The organism is Snodgrassella sp. B3837 (assembly GCF_026535955.1).
Classification (GTDB): Bacteria; Pseudomonadota; Gammaproteobacteria; order Burkholderiales; family Neisseriaceae; genus Snodgrassella; species Snodgrassella alvi_E.
The window spans coordinates 16494-37387 of the sequence record NZ_JAFNPI010000032.1 but is presented as its reverse complement, the minus strand read 5'-3'; the positions used below and the strand labels follow the sequence as shown (position 1 = coordinate 37387).

The window sequence follows — 20894 nt, the reverse complement described above, 5'->3', positions numbered from 1 at the left end:
GCTCCATTACATTAAAAATAACAATCGATATTCTATTTTTGATAGCCTGTATATTTATTTTACTAAAAAGCCCAGATACCGCAGCCGGTATCCGGACTGAATGGCTGCTAATTAACAGCAGATAAGATGTGTGTGTTTAAGTGCTTAAATTTTACCAACCAGTTCCAAAGAAGGAGCCAGTGTTTTATCGCCTTCTTTCCATTTAGCCGGACATACTTCACCCGGATGAGATGCTACATATTGAGCAGCTTTAACTTTACGTACCAAATCAGATGCTTCACGTCCGATGCCTTCAGCAGTTACTTCCACACTCTGAATGATACCTTGAGGGTCAACCAAGAAAGTAGCACGGTCAGCAGAACCTTGACCTTCGCGCATTACACCAAAATTGGTAGCCAGCGTACCATTACGGTCGCCCAGCATAAAATATTTGATTTTAGCAATAGTATCAGAAGTATCATGCCAAGCTTTATGAGTGAAATGTGTATCGGTAGATACAGAGTAAACTTCCACACCCATTTTTTGCAATTCATCATAATGATCGGCTAGATCACCTAATTCAGTAGGGCAAACAAAAGTAAAGTCAGCTGGGTAGAAAAAGAAAACAGACCATTTACCTTTCACATCAGCATCACTGATATCAACAAATTTACCATTATGAAAAGCAGTGGTATTAAAAGGTTTAATTTCGGTATTTACATTAGCAACCATAAGTATCTCCTTAAAAAAAGGTTGAATTAATTAATGAACGTATAGTACACAAAATTCTTTAATAAATATAATCAAATGATTTTATGTAAGCGATAGTTTTTTTTATTTATAAAAATCAAATATTTGGTTTTTTAACACCTGATAATTATTAAAAAGCATTGAGAAAATCATTATTCAATCCATTCTACTGAGCAGATAATGAAAACTGAAACTAAGACGACTTTTGAAATCATTGTTTCTCTGAGTATTTCATTTACAATTAAAACCAGACTATAATAATTAAATCAAGCCTATATATTTGATTACATATTGAAATCTAAGTTTTGATTTCTATTATTACGGGACAGATTTGACTGTACATCCTAACCAGTCATATGCAGGGGCTGAAACCTATGAAAAGTCATATTCTGCAATTAGCCTTATTCCTAGTAGTTTTAGTATGGTCTGGCTATCAGCCACATGACTATCCCACTTGGGGGCTAGAAGTATTTCCGGCTTTGATAGGTGTTGCAATACTTATATGTACCTATTCCCGTTTCCGCTTCAGTGAATTGATGTACTGGGTCGTACTGATTCATGCATTAATTTTATTGATCGGGGGCCATTACACCTATGCACAGGAACCAGTATTTAATTACCTGCGCAGCTTGCTTGGTTGGTCACGAAATAATTACGATAAATTAGGCCATTTTTTTCAGGGTTTCTCGCCAGCCATTATCGCCAGCGAATTACTCTGGGGCTTGCACATCGTACGCCAACGTAGTTGGGTAGTCTTTCTAAGTGGCTGTGTATGTATGGCTATCAGTGCCATTTATGAGCTATTCGAATGGATGGTAGCAGAAATCAGTAATCAGGAAGCTGTCGCTTTTCTGGGTACACAAGGCGATGTATGGGATACTCAGAAAGATATGCTATGGTGTCTAATCGGCGCCAGCAGCATGCTGATTTATCTCTACTTCAGTAAACATCATTTACAGCCAGAGAACGAAGAAAAAACCTTTCACTCCATGCATCAGAGTAAATAATGTTTATTTATCCTAAAATAGTTTATGCCCTATTTTGTTCAAATAAGAGTACAGAAGCAATATCCACTAATCAAAAAAAGTCAAATATTAACTGATGCACTTTTTTCCAGCTTGATTTTGATTTCTTTGATATCTTCTTCAAAAATCATAATCACACCCAGATAAGCCATACCAAACATCATCGCTGTGATAAATGAACTGGCTATAGCCATAACATTCATCCACACCAAACCCAAAGCAAAAACGATAAAGCATAAAGCAAAAATTGCATTAAAATAAAATTTTACCCGTTTAAATTTTTGTTCTTTATGCGTCAGCTGTTCACTTAAATCCTTACCAACTGCAGCAGATTCAGTAGTTTGGTTCATAAGTTCAAACTCCAGTACATGTAAAGCAGAGGAAATCAATTGTAAAATTTAATTACTTAATGGTACTTATTCTAACCTATATTACTTTTACAATGAAGTATCATTCATTTAAATATGATTTTAAAAACAGGCAATAATATATATTTTACTTCCTCATACTGATGATTAAAAATTGTAATAAAAACAGCCTACAAAAATACTAGTTGCTTGAAATCAAAATGTTTAGTATTAATTGATTTGATTGTGATTGTAAAAAATTTATTAAAAATAAATTTATTTCTGATTGCTTGGATATTTTTGAGTAATTAGAGTGTAACACTTGCTGGAAAAAACATTTGAATATAAAAATCAAAAAAGGCTGAAATTAATCCATTTCAGCCTTTTGCATCTGATAGTCTCAAAAATTAGTAAATAAATTCATTTATTTGACAATTTTTAGCCCTTTTTTCCCGCCAGACTGATTACTTTCAGCAGCCGGATTTTTTTCGGAGCTATTTTCCGTATCAAAAGTCTCTTCGGATGTAGAAATCGATGCTTTTTCATCAGTAAGCGGCTCTAATTCGAAACCCATTCCCTCACCAGTTTCCCGAGCAAACAGACTAATAACATGTCCAACTGGAATCCAGATATCATGTGATATACCGTTGAAACGAGCTGCAAAGCTTACCCACTCATTATCAATATTCAGATTATGCGCTGCCACAGCACCGATATTGAGCACAATCTCATTATCTCGAACATACTGAAGAGGGACTTGGGTTTTATCATTTACCCATGCAACAATGTGCGGTGTATAACCACTGTCCAGCGCCCACTCGTACAGAGCGCGTAGAATGTAAGGTTTAGTACTCAGTTTGCTCATTGTGTTCTCCCTTTATCAAGAATGCTTAACGACGCATGGCCTTCTCTGCCGGTGTTAATGCATCAATGAAAGCTTCACGCTGGAAAATACGTTCTGCATATTTCAGCAAAGGTGCTGCCGATTTTGGCAACTTAATGTCGTAGTGATCCAAACGCCATAACAACGGTGCCAGTGCCACATCAATCATGGAAAAATCATCACCAATAATGTATTTATTCTTGCTAAATGCCGGTGCCAGCATAGTCAGCCCCTGTGTAATGGCTTCGCGGGCTTTATTCATTTCTTTATTACTGGATTCTGGATTTTCCAATACCAGTACATGGCTGAACAGTTCCTTTTCCAGCCGATACAAAACCAGACGGCCGCGGCCGCGCATAACCGGATCTGCCGGCATCAGCTGCGGATGAGGAAAACGTTCATCAATGTATTCATTAATAATATTGGATTCATACAGAATCAGGTCACGCTCCACTAGCACGGGTACCTGATTATAAGGGTTCATCACAGCCAAATCTTCAGGCTTATTGTAAACGTCTACATCTTTTATTTCAAAATCCATGCCCTTTTCATACAGGACAAAGCTGCAACGCTGACTAAACGGGCAGGTAATACCCGCATATAATGTCATCATGATTAATTTCCCAGAATTACCGTATAATATCAATACAGTGTGGTGTCAAAAAATTATCTAATTATAGACAAATGACTCTATTTTTACCAGAAAAATAGCTTAAGTTTATGTTTATTAAAATTTTTTCTAAAAAAACTTACTTCTGTACAACTACAACACCTATGCAGGATTGGGTTCATCAAAAAACTGTTGGTGGATGTTAAACTCTGCTGCCAAAGCCTGTGCCAGAGCCTGAATACCATAGCGTTCAGTTGCATGATGCCCGGCAGCGATAAACACAACACCGCACTCCTGTGCCAGATGGTATTGTGGTTCGGATACTTCACCGGTGATATAAGCATCTACACCTGTATCAATGGCCTGCTGAAAAAAACTTTGACCCCCACCAGTGCACCAGCCCAGTTTACTAATCTGCTGTTGTGGCCTGGTACTTAACAGTAACGGTTTTCGACCAAGATTTTGTGCCAGCTGCTCAGCAAGCTCTACCGGAGTTTGTGGATGAGTCAGAGTGCCGAATTGCAGCAGGTTCTGTTCCCCACCACACCCGTCAAGCTGCCAGCCCAAACGCGACCCCAACTGCACGTTATTACCCCAGCGTTGGTGTGCATCCAGTGGCAAATGATAGCCAGCAAGATTAATATCATGGCATAACAGCGTCTGAATGCGACGTTTTTTCCAGCCTGTAATAACCACATTTTCGTTTTTCCAAAACATACCGTGATGTACCAGTAGCATATCTGCTTGCTGAGCGACGGCAAAATCAATCGCAGCCTGACTGGCAGTGACTGCACAGACGATCCTATTCACCTCATTTTTGCCCTCTATCTGCAGTCCATTGGGGCAAAAATCACGAAACTGGTTAATATCAAGTTGCGTAGCACACCAGTCTAAAATCTCATTTCTATTAGCCATGAATTACCTTATATCAATATGAATACGACTTTTTCTTAATTATATATACTAGATTAAACAATTGATTGAATTAAAACCTAATAGCGCTGGCTGGCTATATTGTTCATTTTATAAATTGTACAAACAAATTTCATGTATTAATTTTTAAAATCATGTTTCGAATAACAATTAAATAAATTTCAATACATAGATCTAAAAATACAATTTAAAAAATTCTTGTTTAAAAGGAAATGTAATGGGGTGCATAAATTTTATTTACTTAATAAGTTAAATAATAGCAGTAGCACAGTGCGAAAAAAAAATACTACTGGATAAACTTACTGTGACAGATACCACAACAATTACTATCTACACCTTTTAAACAGTTACAAAAAACTTGCTCTCATTTTGCCTCAATGTTTTTAAGGAAAAACTACTGATTTAAATTTTTGAGTTTTTTATAAAACAAACATATTAGGAAAGTTCGGATTAAACTAGTATGAAAATACATTTAAAAGCGTATTTATAATTAAAAGAAAACACACTGAACACTGTAATCATTTCCTGCTGCAAATCTGGTAAAACAGTTGACCTGACAATAGTATATAAGTCTACCGGTAATTTCGAAAATTCAAACTTGCATGTACAAGCCAATCTTATACATCATGCAGCATTGACAAAAGCATACATAAAAGCTTATTTCAATTAATACATACAAAGCTTTTTCTAGCATTTAAATGCTTTATATATTATGAGAGCTAATTTATTAATTGAACACAAAATAAACCAATATAAATTGGATATGTATAACTTATATTTAAAAGCCATTAACTGTTATAAATACAGCTAATGGCCTTATTCTTTATAAAAAATTATCTGAAATTATGATTTATTTAACACGTTGATGCAGATTCTGAATGCTGTACACTTGGGTATGAGACAACTGGCTGACACCTTCGCTCATGGCCAGCGCGCCTGCAATAGTAGTATACAGAGGCACGCGCATATTGAGTGCACTGCGGCGGATCGAGTGGCTGTCTTGGATGGATTGCATATCACTGCTAACAGTGTTTACTACCAGTGCAATTTCGCCATTTTTGATGGCATCGACTATATGCGGTCTGCCTTCGGTAACTTTGTTAACTACCTGTACATTAATCCCATGTTGTGCCAGAAAAGCTGCAGTACCGCGCGTGGCACAAAGGCCATAGCCGAGTGACTGAAAATTAGTGGCTACCTGCACGACAGAGGACTTGTCTTCATCCCGTACAGCTAAGAAAACTTTGCCGATGGCCGGCATACGTTCACCAGCACCAAGCTGTGCTTTCAGATAAGCTTCGGCAAAAGTTTCACCTACGCCCATCACTTCACCAGTTGAACGCATTTCTGGCCCCAGAATGGTATCGACACCGGGGAATTTAATGAATGGGAAAACGGCTTCTTTAACTGCATAGAATTCTGGAATAATTTCCTGCGTGAAGCCCTGCTCTGCAAATGATATGCCAGCCATAACCCGTGCACCGATTTTAGCCAGTGGTACGCTGGTGGCTTTGGATACAAAGGGTACGGTACGTGAAGCACGCGGGTTGACTTCTAAAACGTAGACCACATCATCCTGTACCGCAAATTGCACGTTCATCAGCCCAACAACTTTTAATTCTTTAGCCATAGCTGCTGTTTGGCGACGAATTTCATCCTGAATGGCAGGCGACAAAGAATATGGCGGAATGGAGCAGGCAGAATCACCACTATGTACGCCAGCCTGTTCTACGTGCTGCATAATGCCGCCAATTACCACCTGCTTCCCATCGCAGACACAATCTACGTCTACTTCGATGGCATGACTGAGGAAATAATCGAGTAATACCGGACTGTCGTTGGATACCTGCACAGCTTCGCGCATATAGGTTTGTAGTTCGGTAGCTGAATGTACCACCTGCATGGCACGGCCACCAAGTACGTAAGAAGGACGTACCACCAACGGATAACCAACTTCTTCTGCTAGCTGCAATGCTTCGCCTTCAGTACGTGCGGTACGGTTTTCCGGCTGACGCAATTTCAAAGTATACAAAATCTTCTGGAAACGTTCTCTGTCTTCCGCTGCATCAATGGCATCTGCCGAAGTTCCGATGATGTTTACACCATTGGCTACTAGTTCATTCGCCAGTTTAAGGGGCGTTTGACCACCATAATGTACAATCAGGCCGTCTGGTTGCTCAGTATGGCAAATTTCGAGCACATCTTCGAGTGTGAGTGGTTCGAAATACAGACGATCGGAAGTATCGTAATCTGTAGACACAGTTTCAGGATTACAGTTAACCATGATGGTTTCAAAACCAGATTCACGCAAAGCCAAAGCGGCATGCACACAGCAATAATCAAATTCGATACCCTGCCCAATACGGTTTGGTCCACCACCCAGAATCATGATTTTTTTTCGCTGACTCGGCTCAGCCTCACACTCTTCTTCATATGTGGAATACAGATAGGCAGTGTCGGTAGCAAATTCAGCTGCACAGGTATCAACACGTTTGTATACCGGATGGAGCTTCAGCTGATGCCGATGCTGTCGCACACTAGTTTCATCAGAACCCAGCAACTGAGCCAGACGTTTATCTGAAAAACCTTTGCGCTTCAGCCTACGCAAGCTGGCGTAATCAATGTTATCAAGCTTCTGGCCAGATAGTTGCTGCTCTTCTGTAATTAAATCAGCAATTTGAGCCAGAAACCATGGATCAATAGCGCATATCTGCTGGATTTCGGTAAGAGAAAAACCGGCTCGGAAGGCGTCGGCGACATACAGAATACGTTCTGGGCCAGGATTAGCCAATTCACGCTGAATCACTGCCCTATCACTACTGCGGCTGGTAAAACCGCTCAAACCTACTTCTAGACCGCGTAAAGCCTTATGAATAGATTCCTGAAAAGTACGGCCGATGGCCATAACTTCACCTACTGATTTCATCTGAGTAGTCAGACGATCATCTGCTGCAGGAAATTTTTCAAAAGCAAAACGCGGCACTTTGGTCACAACATAATCAATTGCTGGCTCAAAGGAAGCAGGAGTTCGGCCACCGGTGATGTCGTTCTGTAATTCATGCAGGGTATAGCCAACAGCTAATTTGGCAGCAATTTTGGCAATTGGGAAACCCGTGGCTTTAGAAGCGAGCGCTGATGAACGGCTAACACGCGGATTCATTTCAATCACTATCATCTCGCCATTATTCGGATTAATGGCAAACTGGACGTTAGAACCTCCTGTATCGACCCCTATTTCACGTAATACAGCCAACGATGCATCACGCATAAGCTGGTATTCTTTGTCGGTAAGAGTCTGTGCCGGCGCCACAGTAATAGAATCTCCGGTATGGACTCCACATGGATCAAAGTTTTCAATCGAGCAAATGATGATGCAATTGTCGGCACGGTCGCGCACGACTTCCATCTCATACTCTTTCCACCCCAGTACGGACTGTTCGACCAACAGTTCATGTGTAGGTGAAGCATCAAAACCGCGTTCACAGATGCTGATAAATTCATCTTTGTTATAAGCGATACCGCCGCCGCTGCCACCCATAGTGAAAGATGGCCGAATGAGTGCCGGAAATCCCACTTGTGTTTGCGCGTCTAGTGCCTGCTCCATACTGTGGCAGATAAAGGATTTCGGTGTATTCAAACCGATTTTATTCATAGCCTCTTTGAAACGGCCACGGTCTTCTGCTTTATCGATCGCATCCTCTGAAGCACCAATCAACTCTACCTGATATTGTTTCAGGATACCATGGTGCGCTAAGTCTAGCGCACAGTTGAGTGCTGTTTGCCCACCCATGGTTGGCAAGATGGCATCCGGACGTTCTTTTTCGATAATTTTTGCGACCGTTTGCCACATAATGGGCTCTATATAAGTAACATCGGCCATGTCCGGATCGGTCATGATAGTGGCTGGATTGGAGTTCACAAGGATGACTTTATAACCTTCTTCGCGTAATGCTTTGCATGCTTGTGCACCGGAATAGTCAAACTCACATGCCTGACCGATTACAATGGGGCCGGCACCAATAATAAGAATAGATTTTAGGTCTGTGCGCTTGGGCATATTGATACCTTTATCAATGATTATCTGTTTAATTTAGCAGTACGGCAGCATTTTTTACTGATAGAGTGCTTCAGTCTATGCTGGCCATCCATAATTTCAGTGCAAACGCCATAAATAACAGTCCGATGCTGGCTACTGCACCCGCAGCCAGTCGCTGATAATGACGAAACCATTTAACCAATGACAATCCGCTGAAAATAAGCATGCTCAGATAGGTCATACTGCATAGCTGCAGAATGATTGCCAGCAGCAGAAAGCTGATTGCAGGATAAGCGTAATGCGGGTCAACAAACTGGACAAAGAAAGCCAAAAAAAACAGTATGGCTTTCGGATTTAACAAGCTCAACAACAGTGCATGCTGAAATACATAGCGTGCTGATGGCGAGGGTTCCGTACAGGTTGATTCATACAATGATTCTCTGAAAGCCGTGGCAGCCTGCCGACGGTGGTGCCATTGTCTGAGTGCCGAACGTAAAAGCTGACACCCCAAATAAAACAAATACACACCACCAACCAGCTTCAGCAACATAAACAAGACAGGAATGGTTTTAATGATGGACGCTGCACCGGTAGCTGAAAGCAGCATAAGCACGCTGTCGCCTAAAAATATACCGGCGACGGCACAATATGCTGTTCTCACGCCATATTTTCCAGCCATGGCCAAACAATACATTGAATTAGGACCAGGAAGCAAAATGATGGCAACAGCACCAACTATGTACGTTCCCAGCTCAGTAATACCAAACACGGGTGTTCCTGTCTATTTATACTAATTATCAATTTTGTAACGAATGAAATTAAATTATTTGCTCTGTCTGGCTGTCTGCATGTGTTCGATAAAACGGTCAAATAAGTAGGAAACATCATGCGGTCCGGGGCTTGCTTCAGGATGCCCCTGAAAAGAAAACGCCGGCTGGTTAATCAGGCTGATGCCCTGCAGGGAACCATCAAACAATGATTTATGGGTGATGCGAACATTGTCCGGTAAGGTAGCAGCATCTACTTCGAAGCCATGGTTCTGGCTAGTAATCACTACACGCCCTGTATCCATATCCTGTACAGGATGGTTGGCACCATGATGACCAAAAGGCATTTTACGCGTCTGAGCACCCAGTGCCAGGCCAAGAAGCTGATGTCCCAAACAAATACCAAATAGCGGCAGTTTATGAACCAATATCTCTTGCACGGCATTGATAGCATAATCACAGGGCTCTGGGTCGCCGGGGCCATTAGAGAGAAATACGCCATCCGGATTCAACGCCAGCACCTCTGCTGCCGGTGTGGTTGCAGGTACAACAGTTAATCGGCATCCACGTTCACTCAACATGCGCAGGATATTAGTTTTAACCCCAAAATCATAAGCAACCACATGAAACTTAGCTGCCGGCGGCTGTGTAAAACCCTGTCCAAGCTGCCATTCTCCCTGTGTAAATTCATACTGAGTAGTGCAGCTTACTTGTTGCGCTAAATCTTTACCTGCCATGCTGCCGAAAGTTCGTGCTAGCTCCAGTGCTTGGTCAATGCTGGTATCATTACCAGTTATAATACAGCCGGCTTGAGTACCTTTATCACGCAGCATACGAGTAAGACGACGTGTATCAATATCGGCAATTGCCACAGTGTTATGACGTTTTAAATAATCAGCCAAACTTTCTTCAGCACGGAAATTACTGTGCAGAAGAGGTAAATCACGAACAATCAAACCAGCAGCATAAATTTGTTTGCTTTCTGTATCTTCACTGTTCACACCGGTATTACCAATATGCGGATAAGTGAGCGTTACCATCTGCTGAGTATAAGACGGGTCAGTGAGAATTTCCTGATAGCCAGTCATGCTGGTGTTGAAGACAACTTCACCAACTGCCTGCCCTGCTGCACCAATGCTGACACCATGAAATACGGAACCATCAGCCAACACCAAAATTGCGTTTGTAGTCATGGATGAGTCCTTTGGTTTAATCAGACTGTTGCCATAGCGACAGTCAGTTTTTATGGGTAATGAATTGTGCTTTCCTTTACCATTTGCAGGCAAAAAAAAACACGCCACTTCACGCAAAAATACGTGAGCTACGTGCTTGAATATGACAGCAGAATCTGCTTCTTACACTGCCATGAAAGCAATGCATTTTAGCTAATCCTTCCTGCTTTGGCAATGCAGGTATCAATAATAAAAGAGAAAATATTTATTAAGTTGCCGGACAGCCCGAAAGCTGTCCTTTACACGAGTATCAAATCTTACAACAATTTGTCAGCGAACATGGTAATTCGGAGCTTCTTTGGTAATCTGTACATCATGTACATGCGATTCGCTCATACCAGCAGCGGTAATTTCCACAAATTCCGCTTTCTCATGCATATCATGAATAGTTTTACATCCTAGATAACCCATGCTTGAACGTAATCCACCTACCAATTGATGGATAATCTGGCTGATAGGCCCTTTATAAGGAACTCGCCCTTCTATACCTTCCGGCACATATTTGTCTGCACTGGATACATTATCTTGAAAATAGCGGTCAGAAGAACCCTGACTCATAGCACCCATTGAACCCATACCGCGGTAAGATTTATAAGAGCGTCCTTGATACAGCTCTATCTCACCAGGGGCTTCTTCAGTACCGGCAAACATACCACCAAGCATCACAGACGATGCTCCAGCAGCTAGAGCTTTGGCCAAATCACCAGAAAAACGGATACCACCATCAGCAATTAGCGGCACTCCCGTTCCGGCCAGCGCAGTGGCCACATTATGAATAGCAGTCAATTGCGGCACACCCACACCGGCTACAATGCGTGTGGTACAGATAGAACCGGGGCCGATACCTACTTTTACTGCATCCGCTCCTGCTGCCACGAGATCGCGTGCAGCGGCAGCGGTGGCAATATTACCACCGATAACATCTACTTCTGGATAATGCTCTTTTACCCAGCGTACACGCTCAATCACACCTTGGCTGTGTCCATGGGCAGTATCCACCACCAGTACATCAACACCAGCCTGTACCAGAGCTGCTACGCGCTCTTCTGTATCATGACCTACGCCTACAGCCGCACCGACACGCAAACGGCCTTCACTGTCTTTATTGGCATTAGGAAAAGCAGTATTTTTCAGAATATCTTTAACAGTAATCAGACCTTTTAATTCCCAGTCAGCATTAACCACCAGTACACGTTCGATTTTATGCGTATGCATTAGTTCACGTGCATCATTGATGCTGGTGGTTTCACTGACTGTAACCAGACGCTCACGCGGTGTCATGATGCTGGCTACTTTTTGTTGTAGATTGCGTTCAAAGCGCAAATCACGGTTGGTGACCAGTCCGACTACTTTACCGTTTTCCAATACCGGTAAGCTAGATACTTTATATTTGCGACCAGGGCCGATTAAATCCCCTATCAACGTGTCTGGACTGATAGTAACAGGGTCTTTAACCACGCCACTTTCATAACGTTTTACATTAGCAACAGCGCGTGCCTGCCGTTCCGGGCTCATGTTTTTATGAATAATGCCAATTCCGCCTTCCTGTGCCATAGAAATAGCCAGTTTAGCTTCTGTTACCGTATCCATTGCCGCAGAAACAAGTGGCAGATTCAGGCTAATATGACGGGTAAGAGGGGTTTTAAGTATAACGTCGCGCGGCAGTACTTCAGAATGAGCAGGTACGAGTAGCACGTCGTCAAAAGTGTAAGCTTTTTCGACTATACGCATTTTAGGGCTTCTTTATTTGAAGAAAGAGGAAGATTCAGATGGAAGAACTGGCGTGCAATTCTAACAAATCCGCGACATACTGGCAAAATATACTTTTACACATTCTGTACAATCTGGTGTATTGGTAATCAAAAAGTTTTTTTATCGTATAATAGTCAAAACATATATTTTCAAACGCGAAGGAAAAGTAAACATGCGTCACAAAATACTGAAAATGTCACTGGCAGTAGTACTGATGGGCAGCACGATTATGGCAGGTGCGGTAGAAGTTTACACCTGGCGTGATAAGAAAGGCGTAAATGAATATTCAGACGCACCAGTACAACTGACTCCGGCCAAAACCCAGCGTTTTAATGTACGCACACAAGTTGTCACCCCGCTGGCTGCACCGCAGCCCAGCGCTCAGGCTGGTTCGGACACCCTAACTGAGCAACAAGCACAACTGAACCGCAAAATTGAAGAACAAAATAAAAAGACCGATGAACAGAATAAGAGAATTGAAGCACAAAATAAGAAAAACCGTGAATCTGCCTGTAAAACAGCACAGATGAATCGCAAAATGGCCGACAGCCTACGTACCAATAACCGCGATGCGCTGATTCAGCGATATGATGAAGATGTGCGGCTGAATTGTAATTAATTTTTTACTCTTGACTATTTCACTCATCATCCATAAGTTGTGTATGCAGCTTATGGACTTTTTTTATGGCTGCACAGTTGCTAACCTGAACGAATCACCACCATGACCGATATTGCTGACACTTCATCCAGCTCTGAAGATAAAAATAAATTTGATATAGCCCTGTTTCTAAAAAACCTGCCATTGGTGCCGGGGGTATATCGCATGTTGGATATTCATGACAAAGTATTATATGTTGGCAAAGCAGTAAATTTGAAACGCCGCGTGAGCAGTTATTTTCAAAAAACCGACCTGTCACCGCGAATTCAGCTAATGGTAAAACAGGTAGCACGAATAGAGGTCACGGCCACTCATTCGGAAACCGAAGCATTGATACTGGAAAATAATTTTATCAAGGCTTTGTCTCCCAAATATAATATTTTATTCCGCGATGATAAAAGCTACCCCTACCTGATGCTTACCGGTCACCGTTTTCCGCAGATGGCTTATTATCGCGGTAATCTGAAAAAACCAAACCAATACTTCGGTCCCTATCCGAATGGCTACGCGGTCAGAAACAGTATCCAAACTTTGCAAAAGGTTTTCAGGCTGCGCACCTGTGAAGATAGCGTATTTGAACATCGTGACCGTGCTTGTCTTCTGTATCAAATCAAACGATGCTCCGGCCCCTGTGTCGGCCATATCAGTGTAGAAGACTACCAGAGTAGCGTTAAAGCTGCTGTTAGTTTTTTACAAGGCAAGACCCGAGAATTAACAGCCACACTACATGAAAAAATGCAGCAGGCTGCTCAGCAACTGGATTTCGAAACAGCGGCGCAAGTACGAGATCAAATTCAAGCATTAGGGCTGATGCAATCCCAGCAATTTATTGACAGCAAGCAAGCTAATCAGAATGATATTGATATACTTGCACTATCTGAAGAAAACGATATTGTTTGTATCCATTGGGTAAGTATCCGCGGTGGCCGTCATGTTGGGGATAAAAATTTTTTCCCAGATACACGCTTCCGTGTCACTGAAAAGCTCAATCATTACGGTGAAGCTTTTGTGGCTCAACATTATTTAGGTAAAAACAAACCAGATATTATAATCAGTAACTTTCAATTACCTAAAAGTTTATGTGATGCACTGAATGCAGAAAACAGCCGGCAAATTCAGTTTATACATAATACTGTCGGAGAAAGACGTATTTGGTTGCAGATGGCAGAACGTAATGCACAAATGGCCATTGAACAATATCGATTGCAACAACATAGCCAACAACACCGTATTGAAGCACTGGCACAATTACTGGATATTGATGCAGAAAGTCTGAATCGCATTGAATGTTTTGATATCAGCCATACACAGGGGGAAGCTACAATTGCATCTTGTGTAGTATATGAGGATGAGGCTATGCAGCCAGCTAAATACCGCCGCTATAATATTACTACAGCAAAAGCCGGTGATGATTATGCAGCTATGCGAGAAGTATTAACCCGTCGCTATGGACGGCTGGCTGATAATGATGACAGCATTGGCACTTGGCCAGATTTAGTATTGATTGATGGCGGTAAAGGTCAGGTACATATGGCTCTAGATGTGTGGCAAGAACTGGGTATTCATATTCCGATTGTAGGTATCGCCAAAGGTCCGGAACGCAAAGCCGGTCTCGAAGAACTTATTATTCCACATCAACAGCGCAATATCCGTGTGGAACCACATAATCCAGCACTTCATTTATTGCAGACAGTACGTGACGAGTCACATCGTTTTGCCATCACTGGCCATCGCCAGAAACGAGCCAAAGCCAGAGTCACTTCTTCACTAAACAATATTCCTGGTATCGGCAGCAAACGCAGACAAGCCCTTTTAACAAGGTTTGGTGGGTTGCGTGGCGTAGTAGCTGCAAGCGTGCATGACTTAAGCCAAACAGAAGGAATCAGTCAGGCACTGGCTGAAAAAATATATGCTGCCCTACATTAATACAAACATATAAATAGTATAGATTTATATTACATAAATAATTAAGTACTTTTTAATTAACAGCCTAATATAGAAATATTGCAAAACACAGAAACCATTACTGGTCAGCAATTTAAATTTATTATCTCATCCGTTATCCATATTGCTTGGTTAGATATGAATAAAATAGTTTCTGTGTCTTTCTGCATCATGTGATTGATTGCTTATGTATCTTTAATTATTGCTGATATACAGTCGAGAATATTTGCAAATTAGCCAATTTTCAAAAATTATAATAATGCATATAAATCCTGAATCAATACCAGCATTTATCCTAAAATATTATCTAATAAATGCTATTAAGCAATCAAAATGATTACTAGCTTAAACAAAAAATCACTTCGTTGTATGGAAGTGATTTGTGTGAACTAAATGTATAGATTCAAAAGAAAAGATATTTTAAATACCCACTTTGCCTTCTTCATCTCTTTTCTTAAATACTTCTTTAGCTACATTAACTGCATTCAGTACTCTAGGAAAACCCACATATGGTAAAGCCTGAATGAAGGTTTCAATGATTTCTTCTCGAGTCAGACCCACATTCAAAGAACTATTGATGTGAAAGTGCAATTGCGGTACTGTATCGCCTTGCGTAAGCAAGCTAGTGATAGTAATCATTTCTCTTTGTTTTAAATCCAGAACCCCACGTTCATAGATGTCACCAAAAGCAAATTCAATGATATATTTACCCACATCTTCATACAGACCTGCTAATGAATCAATTACAGCCTGACCACCAACTTCGTCCACTTTTGCCAGATTTTTTAAACCTGTTTCAAAACGATTTAATTCTGCCATTTTGTTTCCCTTTTAAGTTTTGATTACAGATTTAGGATAAATGCTGGAGTTCACTCCACGTCAACACCATTTTTTTAGTAATTTAAATATTTCAAAATATAATAGCGATTACATAAAGTAATTAAAATATAGATAGCTAATATGCAATATTCAATTGGTCAATTTTCAAGAATGTGTGGTCTATCCATAGATACACTTCGCTTTTACGAAAAACAAGGATTAATATTTTCAACTAGAGATCAAAATAATCGCCGTGTATATACGGAAAAAGATATTGATTGGGTGAAGTTTATCCTCAGACTGAAAAAAACTGATATGAGTATAAAAAAAATGCAGGAATATGCCAGGTTGCGCTATCAGGGAAATAAAACTATACCACAAAGAATAGTTCTACTTTTTGAGCAATTGGATTCTTTACATCAGGAACAGGATAAGCTTAATGAAAACATTAAATTTATCGAACATAAAATTCAAAGTTATCTCGAGGTAACCAAATAAATAAAACTAAGACTGTAAATTCATAATTTTAAAGCATTGATTATTCATTAAATAAAACTGCTACTACAAATGGAAGTTAAACAAATGCGTTAACTTCCCAACTAAGGAGGATACTTTATTAAAAATGATACTGTATATCCAGAATAGCAGATAATATCTATGCATATATTATAAAATAATGATCCATTATTTTGGTGCCTGTCTGGAAATGTTAAAAGCTTATAAAATAGTCAGATGCGGATTGCTGGCCGTAATGGTCAGGTACATATGCCACTGATGAGGGGCAGAAACTCTGTATATAAATTTTGATTGTCAGCCTTTTTATAAGGTATCCAAAAGTAAAACCACTTTGCCAGGATATTTACACATCAACAGTACAATATCCACGATGAATTGCGCTATACGACTCTACAAGTATATTACAGACAATGCATAAAAATTTTATCGAATATTCGCCATCGCCTAAACGAGCTAAACTCAAGTCGCTTTTCCAAAACAATATTCCCATTTTGGCAACAAGACTAGCAAGTAAAGTTGCTACATTTTGGCGGTTTATTTAGAGTATGTATCCAGTGTACAAGATTGAAGCTAGACAGAGATGGCAACAGGCATTAGCTGATCATTTTATATATCTTTACATTAAAATATATTTGCAAATATAATTATTTTTCTAGTTATATTCTTAATAGATAATTATGCCCAAAAATATATTGGCCTTTTTTAACAAAGGAAAACTAGCAAAACAATTACTGATTTTAGTTGCTAGTTATACTTTTTTTATTATTGGTTTATTGGGATGGTATTTTTTCGATACTTGTGATCAGGCCGGCTCTTGTGCGTTTATTGCTATATGCGCACTAATATGTTTTTTTGTCTACCTCATTATTATTAATGTCAGTACTTTCAAAGCTATTTTTTTTCAATCAGAGATGAATCCATCGCCCACTTTAAAAACATTGTCTGTGTGTCTGATTCTGTCTGTCATCCTGCTCTTCACATCTTGGTATGGTGGAAAATATCTAATAATCAGGTCAGGTTTTGAAATCAGCCCAGATTCATTAATAATATTTGTTTTTACAGCAATCCTGTTCTTTTTCTTATGCGCTAGTATCAGTTCTTTTATGCTGATTCTGGCCAAACTTGCTAATACTATTTATCAGCACATTACACATAAATGTCTGCCTCACTAAACTAAAACATACAGCCTGCCAAATTTTATTTGTTACAAACAAACCTATAGTTAATCAACAATCAACATACTTTATAATTCTTATAGTATATTGCATTAAGACAATATACTGAATATAAACCTTTAATGCATAATATTAAAAATTTAATGCTAAATAATTTGAAATTATAATATTTTATATTAGATATTGCTTAATATAATTTTAGTTATATAATGTATTACCTTTTCTTGAAAACATAACTTCAGACTTGTTTGAATCCAGAGAAGGGAAAACAAATTACAAAGGAGAAAATAGAATGTATTCTATTGATTACAATAGTTACCGCTCTGTTGGCGGTTTTAACCAGCGCGTACGCTTTCTAGTATTACACTATACGGCAGAAAATTTTGCAGATTCTGTGAAATCTTTGAGTGGCTCAGCTACCAGTATTCATTATCTCATACCTGATGATACTGAACTCAGCTATCAAGCAGCAGGTTTTAATGAAATGCGGATTTTTAATCTAGTCTCAGAAACAGACCGTGCATGGCATGCTGGAGTTAGTAGCTGGCAAGGACGTAATAATCTTAACGATACATCAATTGGGATCGAAATAGTTAATTTAGCTACTGATAATAACGGCATTTTTACTTTTCCACCTTATAAGCTCAATCAGTTTAAAGCGATTAAAGAGCTTTGTTTGAACATTCTGCAGCGTTATCCGGATATCAGTCCGACGAATGTTGTTGGTCACTCCGATATTGCACCTCAACGTAAAAGCGACCCCGGGGCAGCTTTCCCATGGAAAGAACTGTACGAAGCCGGTATAGGCGCATGGTACGAGACAAAAACAAAATTACATTTCGAAACTCGGTTCAGAAAACAAGGTATTCCAGACAATTCAGAAGTATTAAAACAGTTAAGCCGCTATGGCTATGATATTACCGGAGCAGATACCAATGCAGAACAGTTCAGTAAGTTAATCCGAGCTTTCCAGCTTCACTTTCGCCCAAAAAAATATGACGGAAAACTAGACTGTGAAACAGCAGCTATTTTATATGCACTGGTAAATAAGTATTTACCTGCACAATAAGCCATTGCTGTATAGAAAAAAACGTTAAAAGCAATTATTTTTATTCCACGAACCGCTAGGTATGGTTCGTGGTTTTTTTAATAATTCTGCAACTTTTCTAAATTTTAATCCCTACTTTACAAGCGTGTTACCGATAATACGCCTTTAACATCACTTAAACTGCTCAACACGCGCGGTAAATCATTTACCTGATGTACTTCAACAGTAAAACGCAACTGAGCTTCAAGATCCCGTGAAAGGGTTTGTACAGCGGTAACATTAAGACGGTTCCGTGCCAGTGTTTCTGAAATATCACGCAGTAGCCCACTGCGATCACGTGCACGAATTTCAATATCGATAGCAAAGACCTGATTAGCTGAATCATTGGCCCAAGAAGCAGGTAATACCTTATCAGGTGAAATTTGCGCCAGATACTGAAATGAAGAGCAGTTACTGCGATGAATGGAGATACCTCGTTCACGAGTCACGAAACCGATAATGTCATCTCCAAAGGCTGGTTTGCAGCATTTGGCGAGTGTGGTATAGAGACCGGCCTCACCATCCACCAGCACACCACCGAAATTGTTTTTAATTTTACTGCGTTTGACCAGATGGTTTTCTGTAACCGGTGTTTCCGGTTTTTCCATCATGGTATCAACCGCTTTCTGAATCATGCGGCCGGAAACCTCTCCATGCCCCATAGCCAGATATAAATCATCTACACTGCTAAATCCAAGCGCTTCCGCCAATTTGTGCGTGTTGGGCTGTACCTGTAGTTTAACCAGCTGCTTTTCCAGTGCTGTACGACCGGATTCGCGTATCGATTCTCCATTCTGCTGACGGATAAACGCCCTGATTTTGCTAATAGCTTTATTGCTCTTCACCCATCCGTCATGCAACCAGTTTACAGAGGGCTTACCTTCACGTGCAGTGATGATTTCCACGCGTTGGCCATTTTCAAGCGGTGTGGATAAAGGCACAATCTGTCCGTCCACTTTTGCGCCCCGGCAGCGATTACCGATATCAGTATGCAAAGCATAGGCAAAATCAATCGGGGTAGCACCGGCAGGTAAAGAAAATACTTTGCCATGCGGCGACAGCACATAAATGGTATCGTTAAAGAGTTCTGTCTGAAATGCACGAGACAAGTCTTCACGATCGTTGCCGTTTTCGGCTAAATTTTCACGCCAATCGAGTAGCTGACGCAGCCAGGCAATTTTGTGCTCGTAAGCCTCATTGCCTTTACCACCCTCTTTATAGCGCCAGTGTGCAGCCACGCCGAATTCGGCATAGCGGTGCATATCAAAAGTACGTATCTGGATTTCCACCCCTTTGTCTTCCGGCCCCACCACAACAGTATGCAGGCTCTGATAATCATTGGGTTTGGGATGGGCAATATAATCGTCAAACTCGCCCGGAATAGGCTGCCACAGGCTGTGTACGATACCCAGCGTTGCATAACAGTCGGCTACAGTATCGACAAGAATACGCACAGCACGAATATCATACAATCCGTCAAAACTTAGTTTCTTCTTTACCATTTTGCGGTAAATAGAATAGATATGTTTCGGCCGGCCCGCTACTTCAAAATGCATATTCAGGCGACTAAGCTGTTGTTTAAGGGTATCTACAAAGTGCTCAATATAATCCAGCCGCTCAGTGCGCTTTTCATCTAGCAAACGTGCAATTTTTTTGTATTCGTCTGGATTCTGATAACGGAAACTTAAATCCTCAAGCTGCCATTTCAGTTGCCATACACCAAGCCGATTGGCCAGTGGAGCAAATACGGTCATGGTCTCCTTGGCCACAGCCTTTTTCAACGCTTCATCGGTTACCTTGCTCAGATAATTCATGGTCTGCGCACGCATTGCCAGCTTAATCAGCACCACGCGAATATCAGATACCATTGCAAGCAGCATCTGGCGCATGGCTTCTGCCTGCTGCTGGCGCTCTTCCGTTGTAGCCAGCGGGCTGATACTGACAAAATAGGTTAGCTTCTGCACCTGATACAAACCAGCCACCAGTTGCATTACACTCTCACCACACTGCTCTTTTACGATGGTTTTCCAGTCAGTCACGTAGTTGGGCAGGCAACTCAGTAAAGTAGCGGCCACTGCATCGGCCATTAAATCCATATCCGCTACGCTTTTGGCGGCTATCATCAGATTGCTGCACAAGTTTTCGCCACAAAAGGTAACTGCATTCTGCGGATACCCACTATCCATCAAAGCCTGAGCATGCCGTAGCATTGTCGCCATAGCTGGAGGCAAAGTGGCAATATATTCATCTAACCAAACACATGGCGCATGGGCGGGTGTGGCGAGAAGAGTATCAGGCGTGCTAACCATGTTATCAACCTGTTGATTTGTGTAAATTATGCTGGCAATTGTACCAAAAGCCACAAGTTTCTGCTTCAGTAT

At 40.8% G+C, this 20894-nt stretch carries 16 protein-coding genes; 5 read left to right on the top strand and 11 right to left on the bottom strand.

Going from position 1 to position 20894, the window contains the following annotated elements:
• Window positions 1-144: 144 nt before the first annotated feature.
• Window positions 145-711: an alkyl hydroperoxide reductase subunit C gene (ahpC, locus tag J3U67_RS08890; RefSeq protein WP_100141220.1), complete on the bottom strand. Its 567-nt coding sequence runs from the start codon at window positions 709-711 to the stop codon at window positions 145-147.
• Window positions 712-1103: 392 nt separating this feature from the next.
• Between ahpC and J3U67_RS08885 the strand changes: the two genes are divergently transcribed.
• Window positions 1104-1736 carry a DUF2238 domain-containing protein gene (locus tag J3U67_RS08885; protein WP_267404805.1) on the top strand — a complete coding sequence of 211 codons (633 nt, stop codon included), beginning with the start codon at window positions 1104-1106 and terminating at the stop codon, window positions 1734-1736.
• Window positions 1737-1816: 80 nt separating this feature from the next.
• Here the strand turns inward: J3U67_RS08885 and J3U67_RS08880 are convergent, their stop codons facing one another.
• The 8 genes from J3U67_RS08880 to guaB all read right to left on the bottom strand — a co-directional run bounded on the left by J3U67_RS08880 (window position 1817) and on the right by guaB (window position 12293).
• Window positions 1817-2104, bottom strand: a complete 288-nt coding sequence (locus J3U67_RS08880; RefSeq protein WP_100141218.1) for a hypothetical protein — start codon at window positions 2102-2104, stop codon at window positions 1817-1819.
• Window positions 2105-2525: 421 nt separating this feature from the next.
• Window positions 2526-2966 (bottom strand): ClpXP protease specificity-enhancing factor, encoded by a 441-nt coding sequence (locus J3U67_RS08875; RefSeq protein WP_100151947.1) that lies wholly within the window; start codon window positions 2964-2966, stop codon window positions 2526-2528.
• A 25-nt stretch (window positions 2967-2991) separates the two neighbouring features.
• Complete coding sequence (locus J3U67_RS08870; protein ID WP_100141216.1) at window positions 2992-3597, bottom strand: glutathione S-transferase N-terminal domain-containing protein; 606 nt, start codon at window positions 3595-3597, stop codon at window positions 2992-2994.
• Between the two features lie 159 nt (window positions 3598-3756).
• Window positions 3757-4509: a Nif3-like dinuclear metal center hexameric protein gene (locus J3U67_RS08865; protein ID WP_267404799.1), complete on the bottom strand. Its 753-nt coding sequence runs from the start codon at window positions 4507-4509 to the stop codon at window positions 3757-3759.
• An 868-nt stretch (window positions 4510-5377) separates the two neighbouring features.
• A complete protein-coding gene (carB, locus tag J3U67_RS08860) occupies window positions 5378-8584 on the bottom strand; it encodes a carbamoyl-phosphate synthase large subunit (RefSeq protein WP_267404797.1) in 3207 nt (1068 codons plus the stop codon).
• Between the two features lie 70 nt (window positions 8585-8654).
• Window positions 8655-9332, bottom strand: coding sequence for a leucine efflux protein LeuE (gene leuE / locus J3U67_RS08855; protein ID WP_267404794.1), 678 nt, complete (start codon window positions 9330-9332; stop codon window positions 8655-8657).
• A gap of 54 nt (window positions 9333-9386) precedes the next feature.
• Window positions 9387-10523: a glutamine-hydrolyzing carbamoyl-phosphate synthase small subunit gene (carA, locus tag J3U67_RS08850; RefSeq protein WP_267404791.1), complete on the bottom strand. Its 1137-nt coding sequence runs from the start codon at window positions 10521-10523 to the stop codon at window positions 9387-9389.
• 309 nt (window positions 10524-10832) lie between these two features.
• Entirely contained in the window at window positions 10833-12293 is a 1461-nt protein-coding gene (gene guaB / locus J3U67_RS08845; protein WP_100141211.1) for an IMP dehydrogenase, read from the bottom strand.
• 193 nt (window positions 12294-12486) lie between these two features.
• On the opposite strand from guaB, the gene J3U67_RS08840 reads away from it, so the two are divergent.
• Both J3U67_RS08840 and uvrC read left to right on the top strand, forming a co-directional pair.
• Window positions 12487-12933, top strand: a complete 447-nt coding sequence (locus tag J3U67_RS08840; RefSeq protein WP_267391943.1) for a DUF4124 domain-containing protein — start codon at window positions 12487-12489, stop codon at window positions 12931-12933.
• A gap of 102 nt (window positions 12934-13035) precedes the next feature.
• Window positions 13036-14898 carry an excinuclease ABC subunit UvrC gene (gene uvrC / locus J3U67_RS08835; protein WP_267404789.1) on the top strand — a complete coding sequence of 621 codons (1863 nt, stop codon included), beginning with the start codon at window positions 13036-13038 and terminating at the stop codon, window positions 14896-14898.
• Window positions 14899-15336: 438 nt separating this feature from the next.
• Here uvrC and J3U67_RS08830 read toward each other — a convergent pair whose 3' ends face one another.
• Complete coding sequence (locus J3U67_RS08830) at window positions 15337-15735, bottom strand: carboxymuconolactone decarboxylase family protein (RefSeq protein WP_100141208.1); 399 nt, start codon at window positions 15733-15735, stop codon at window positions 15337-15339.
• Between the two features lie 141 nt (window positions 15736-15876).
• On the opposite strand from J3U67_RS08830, the gene J3U67_RS08825 reads away from it, so the two are divergent.
• On the top strand, window positions 15877-16233 hold the full coding sequence (locus J3U67_RS08825; protein ID WP_267404786.1) for a MerR family transcriptional regulator: 357 nt from the start codon (window positions 15877-15879) through the stop codon (window positions 16231-16233).
• Window positions 16234-17718: 1485 nt separating this feature from the next.
• Window positions 17719-18495, top strand: a complete 777-nt coding sequence (locus J3U67_RS08820) for an N-acetylmuramoyl-L-alanine amidase (protein WP_267391948.1) — start codon at window positions 17719-17721, stop codon at window positions 18493-18495.
• Between the two features lie 116 nt (window positions 18496-18611).
• Here J3U67_RS08820 and J3U67_RS08815 read toward each other — a convergent pair whose 3' ends face one another.
• Window positions 18612-20822, bottom strand: coding sequence for a RelA/SpoT family protein (locus J3U67_RS08815; protein WP_267391949.1), 2211 nt, complete (start codon window positions 20820-20822; stop codon window positions 18612-18614).
• Window positions 20823-20894 lie beyond the last annotated feature (72 nt).

Bases quoted from the DNA above. Each gene is read 5' to 3' on its own strand.
- ahpC (WP_100141220.1), bottom strand. From the start codon at position 711: ATGGTTGCTAATGTAAATACCGAAATTAAACCTTTTAATACCACTGCT.
- J3U67_RS08885 (WP_267404805.1), top strand. From the start codon at position 1,104: ATGAAAAGTCATATTCTGCAATTAGCCTTATTCCTAGTAGTTTTAGTA.
- J3U67_RS08880 (WP_100141218.1), bottom strand. From the start codon at position 2,104: ATGAACCAAACTACTGAATCTGCTGCAGTTGGTAAGGATTTAAGTGAA.
- J3U67_RS08875 (WP_100151947.1), bottom strand. From the start codon at position 2,966: ATGAGCAAACTGAGTACTAAACCTTACATTCTACGCGCTCTGTACGAG.
- J3U67_RS08870 (WP_100141216.1), bottom strand. From the start codon at position 3,597: ATGATGACATTATATGCGGGTATTACCTGCCCGTTTAGTCAGCGTTGC.
- J3U67_RS08865 (WP_267404799.1), bottom strand. From the start codon at position 4,509: ATGGCTAATAGAAATGAGATTTTAGACTGGTGTGCTACGCAACTTGAT.
- carB (WP_267404797.1), bottom strand. From the start codon at position 8,584: ATGCCCAAGCGCACAGACCTAAAATCTATTCTTATTATTGGTGCCGGC.
- carA (WP_267404791.1), bottom strand. From the start codon at position 10,523: ATGACTACAAACGCAATTTTGGTGTTGGCTGATGGTTCCGTATTTCAT.
- guaB (WP_100141211.1), bottom strand. From the start codon at position 12,293: ATGCGTATAGTCGAAAAAGCTTACACTTTTGACGACGTGCTACTCGTA.
- J3U67_RS08840 (WP_267391943.1), top strand. From the start codon at position 12,487: ATGCGTCACAAAATACTGAAAATGTCACTGGCAGTAGTACTGATGGGC.
- uvrC (WP_267404789.1), top strand. From the start codon at position 13,036: ATGACCGATATTGCTGACACTTCATCCAGCTCTGAAGATAAAAATAAA.
- J3U67_RS08830 (WP_100141208.1), bottom strand. From the start codon at position 15,735: ATGGCAGAATTAAATCGTTTTGAAACAGGTTTAAAAAATCTGGCAAAA.
- J3U67_RS08825 (WP_267404786.1), top strand. From the start codon at position 15,877: ATGCAATATTCAATTGGTCAATTTTCAAGAATGTGTGGTCTATCCATA.
- J3U67_RS08820 (WP_267391948.1), top strand. From the start codon at position 17,719: ATGTATTCTATTGATTACAATAGTTACCGCTCTGTTGGCGGTTTTAAC.
- J3U67_RS08815 (WP_267391949.1), bottom strand. From the start codon at position 20,822: ATGGTTAGCACGCCTGATACTCTTCTCGCCACACCCGCCCATGCGCCA.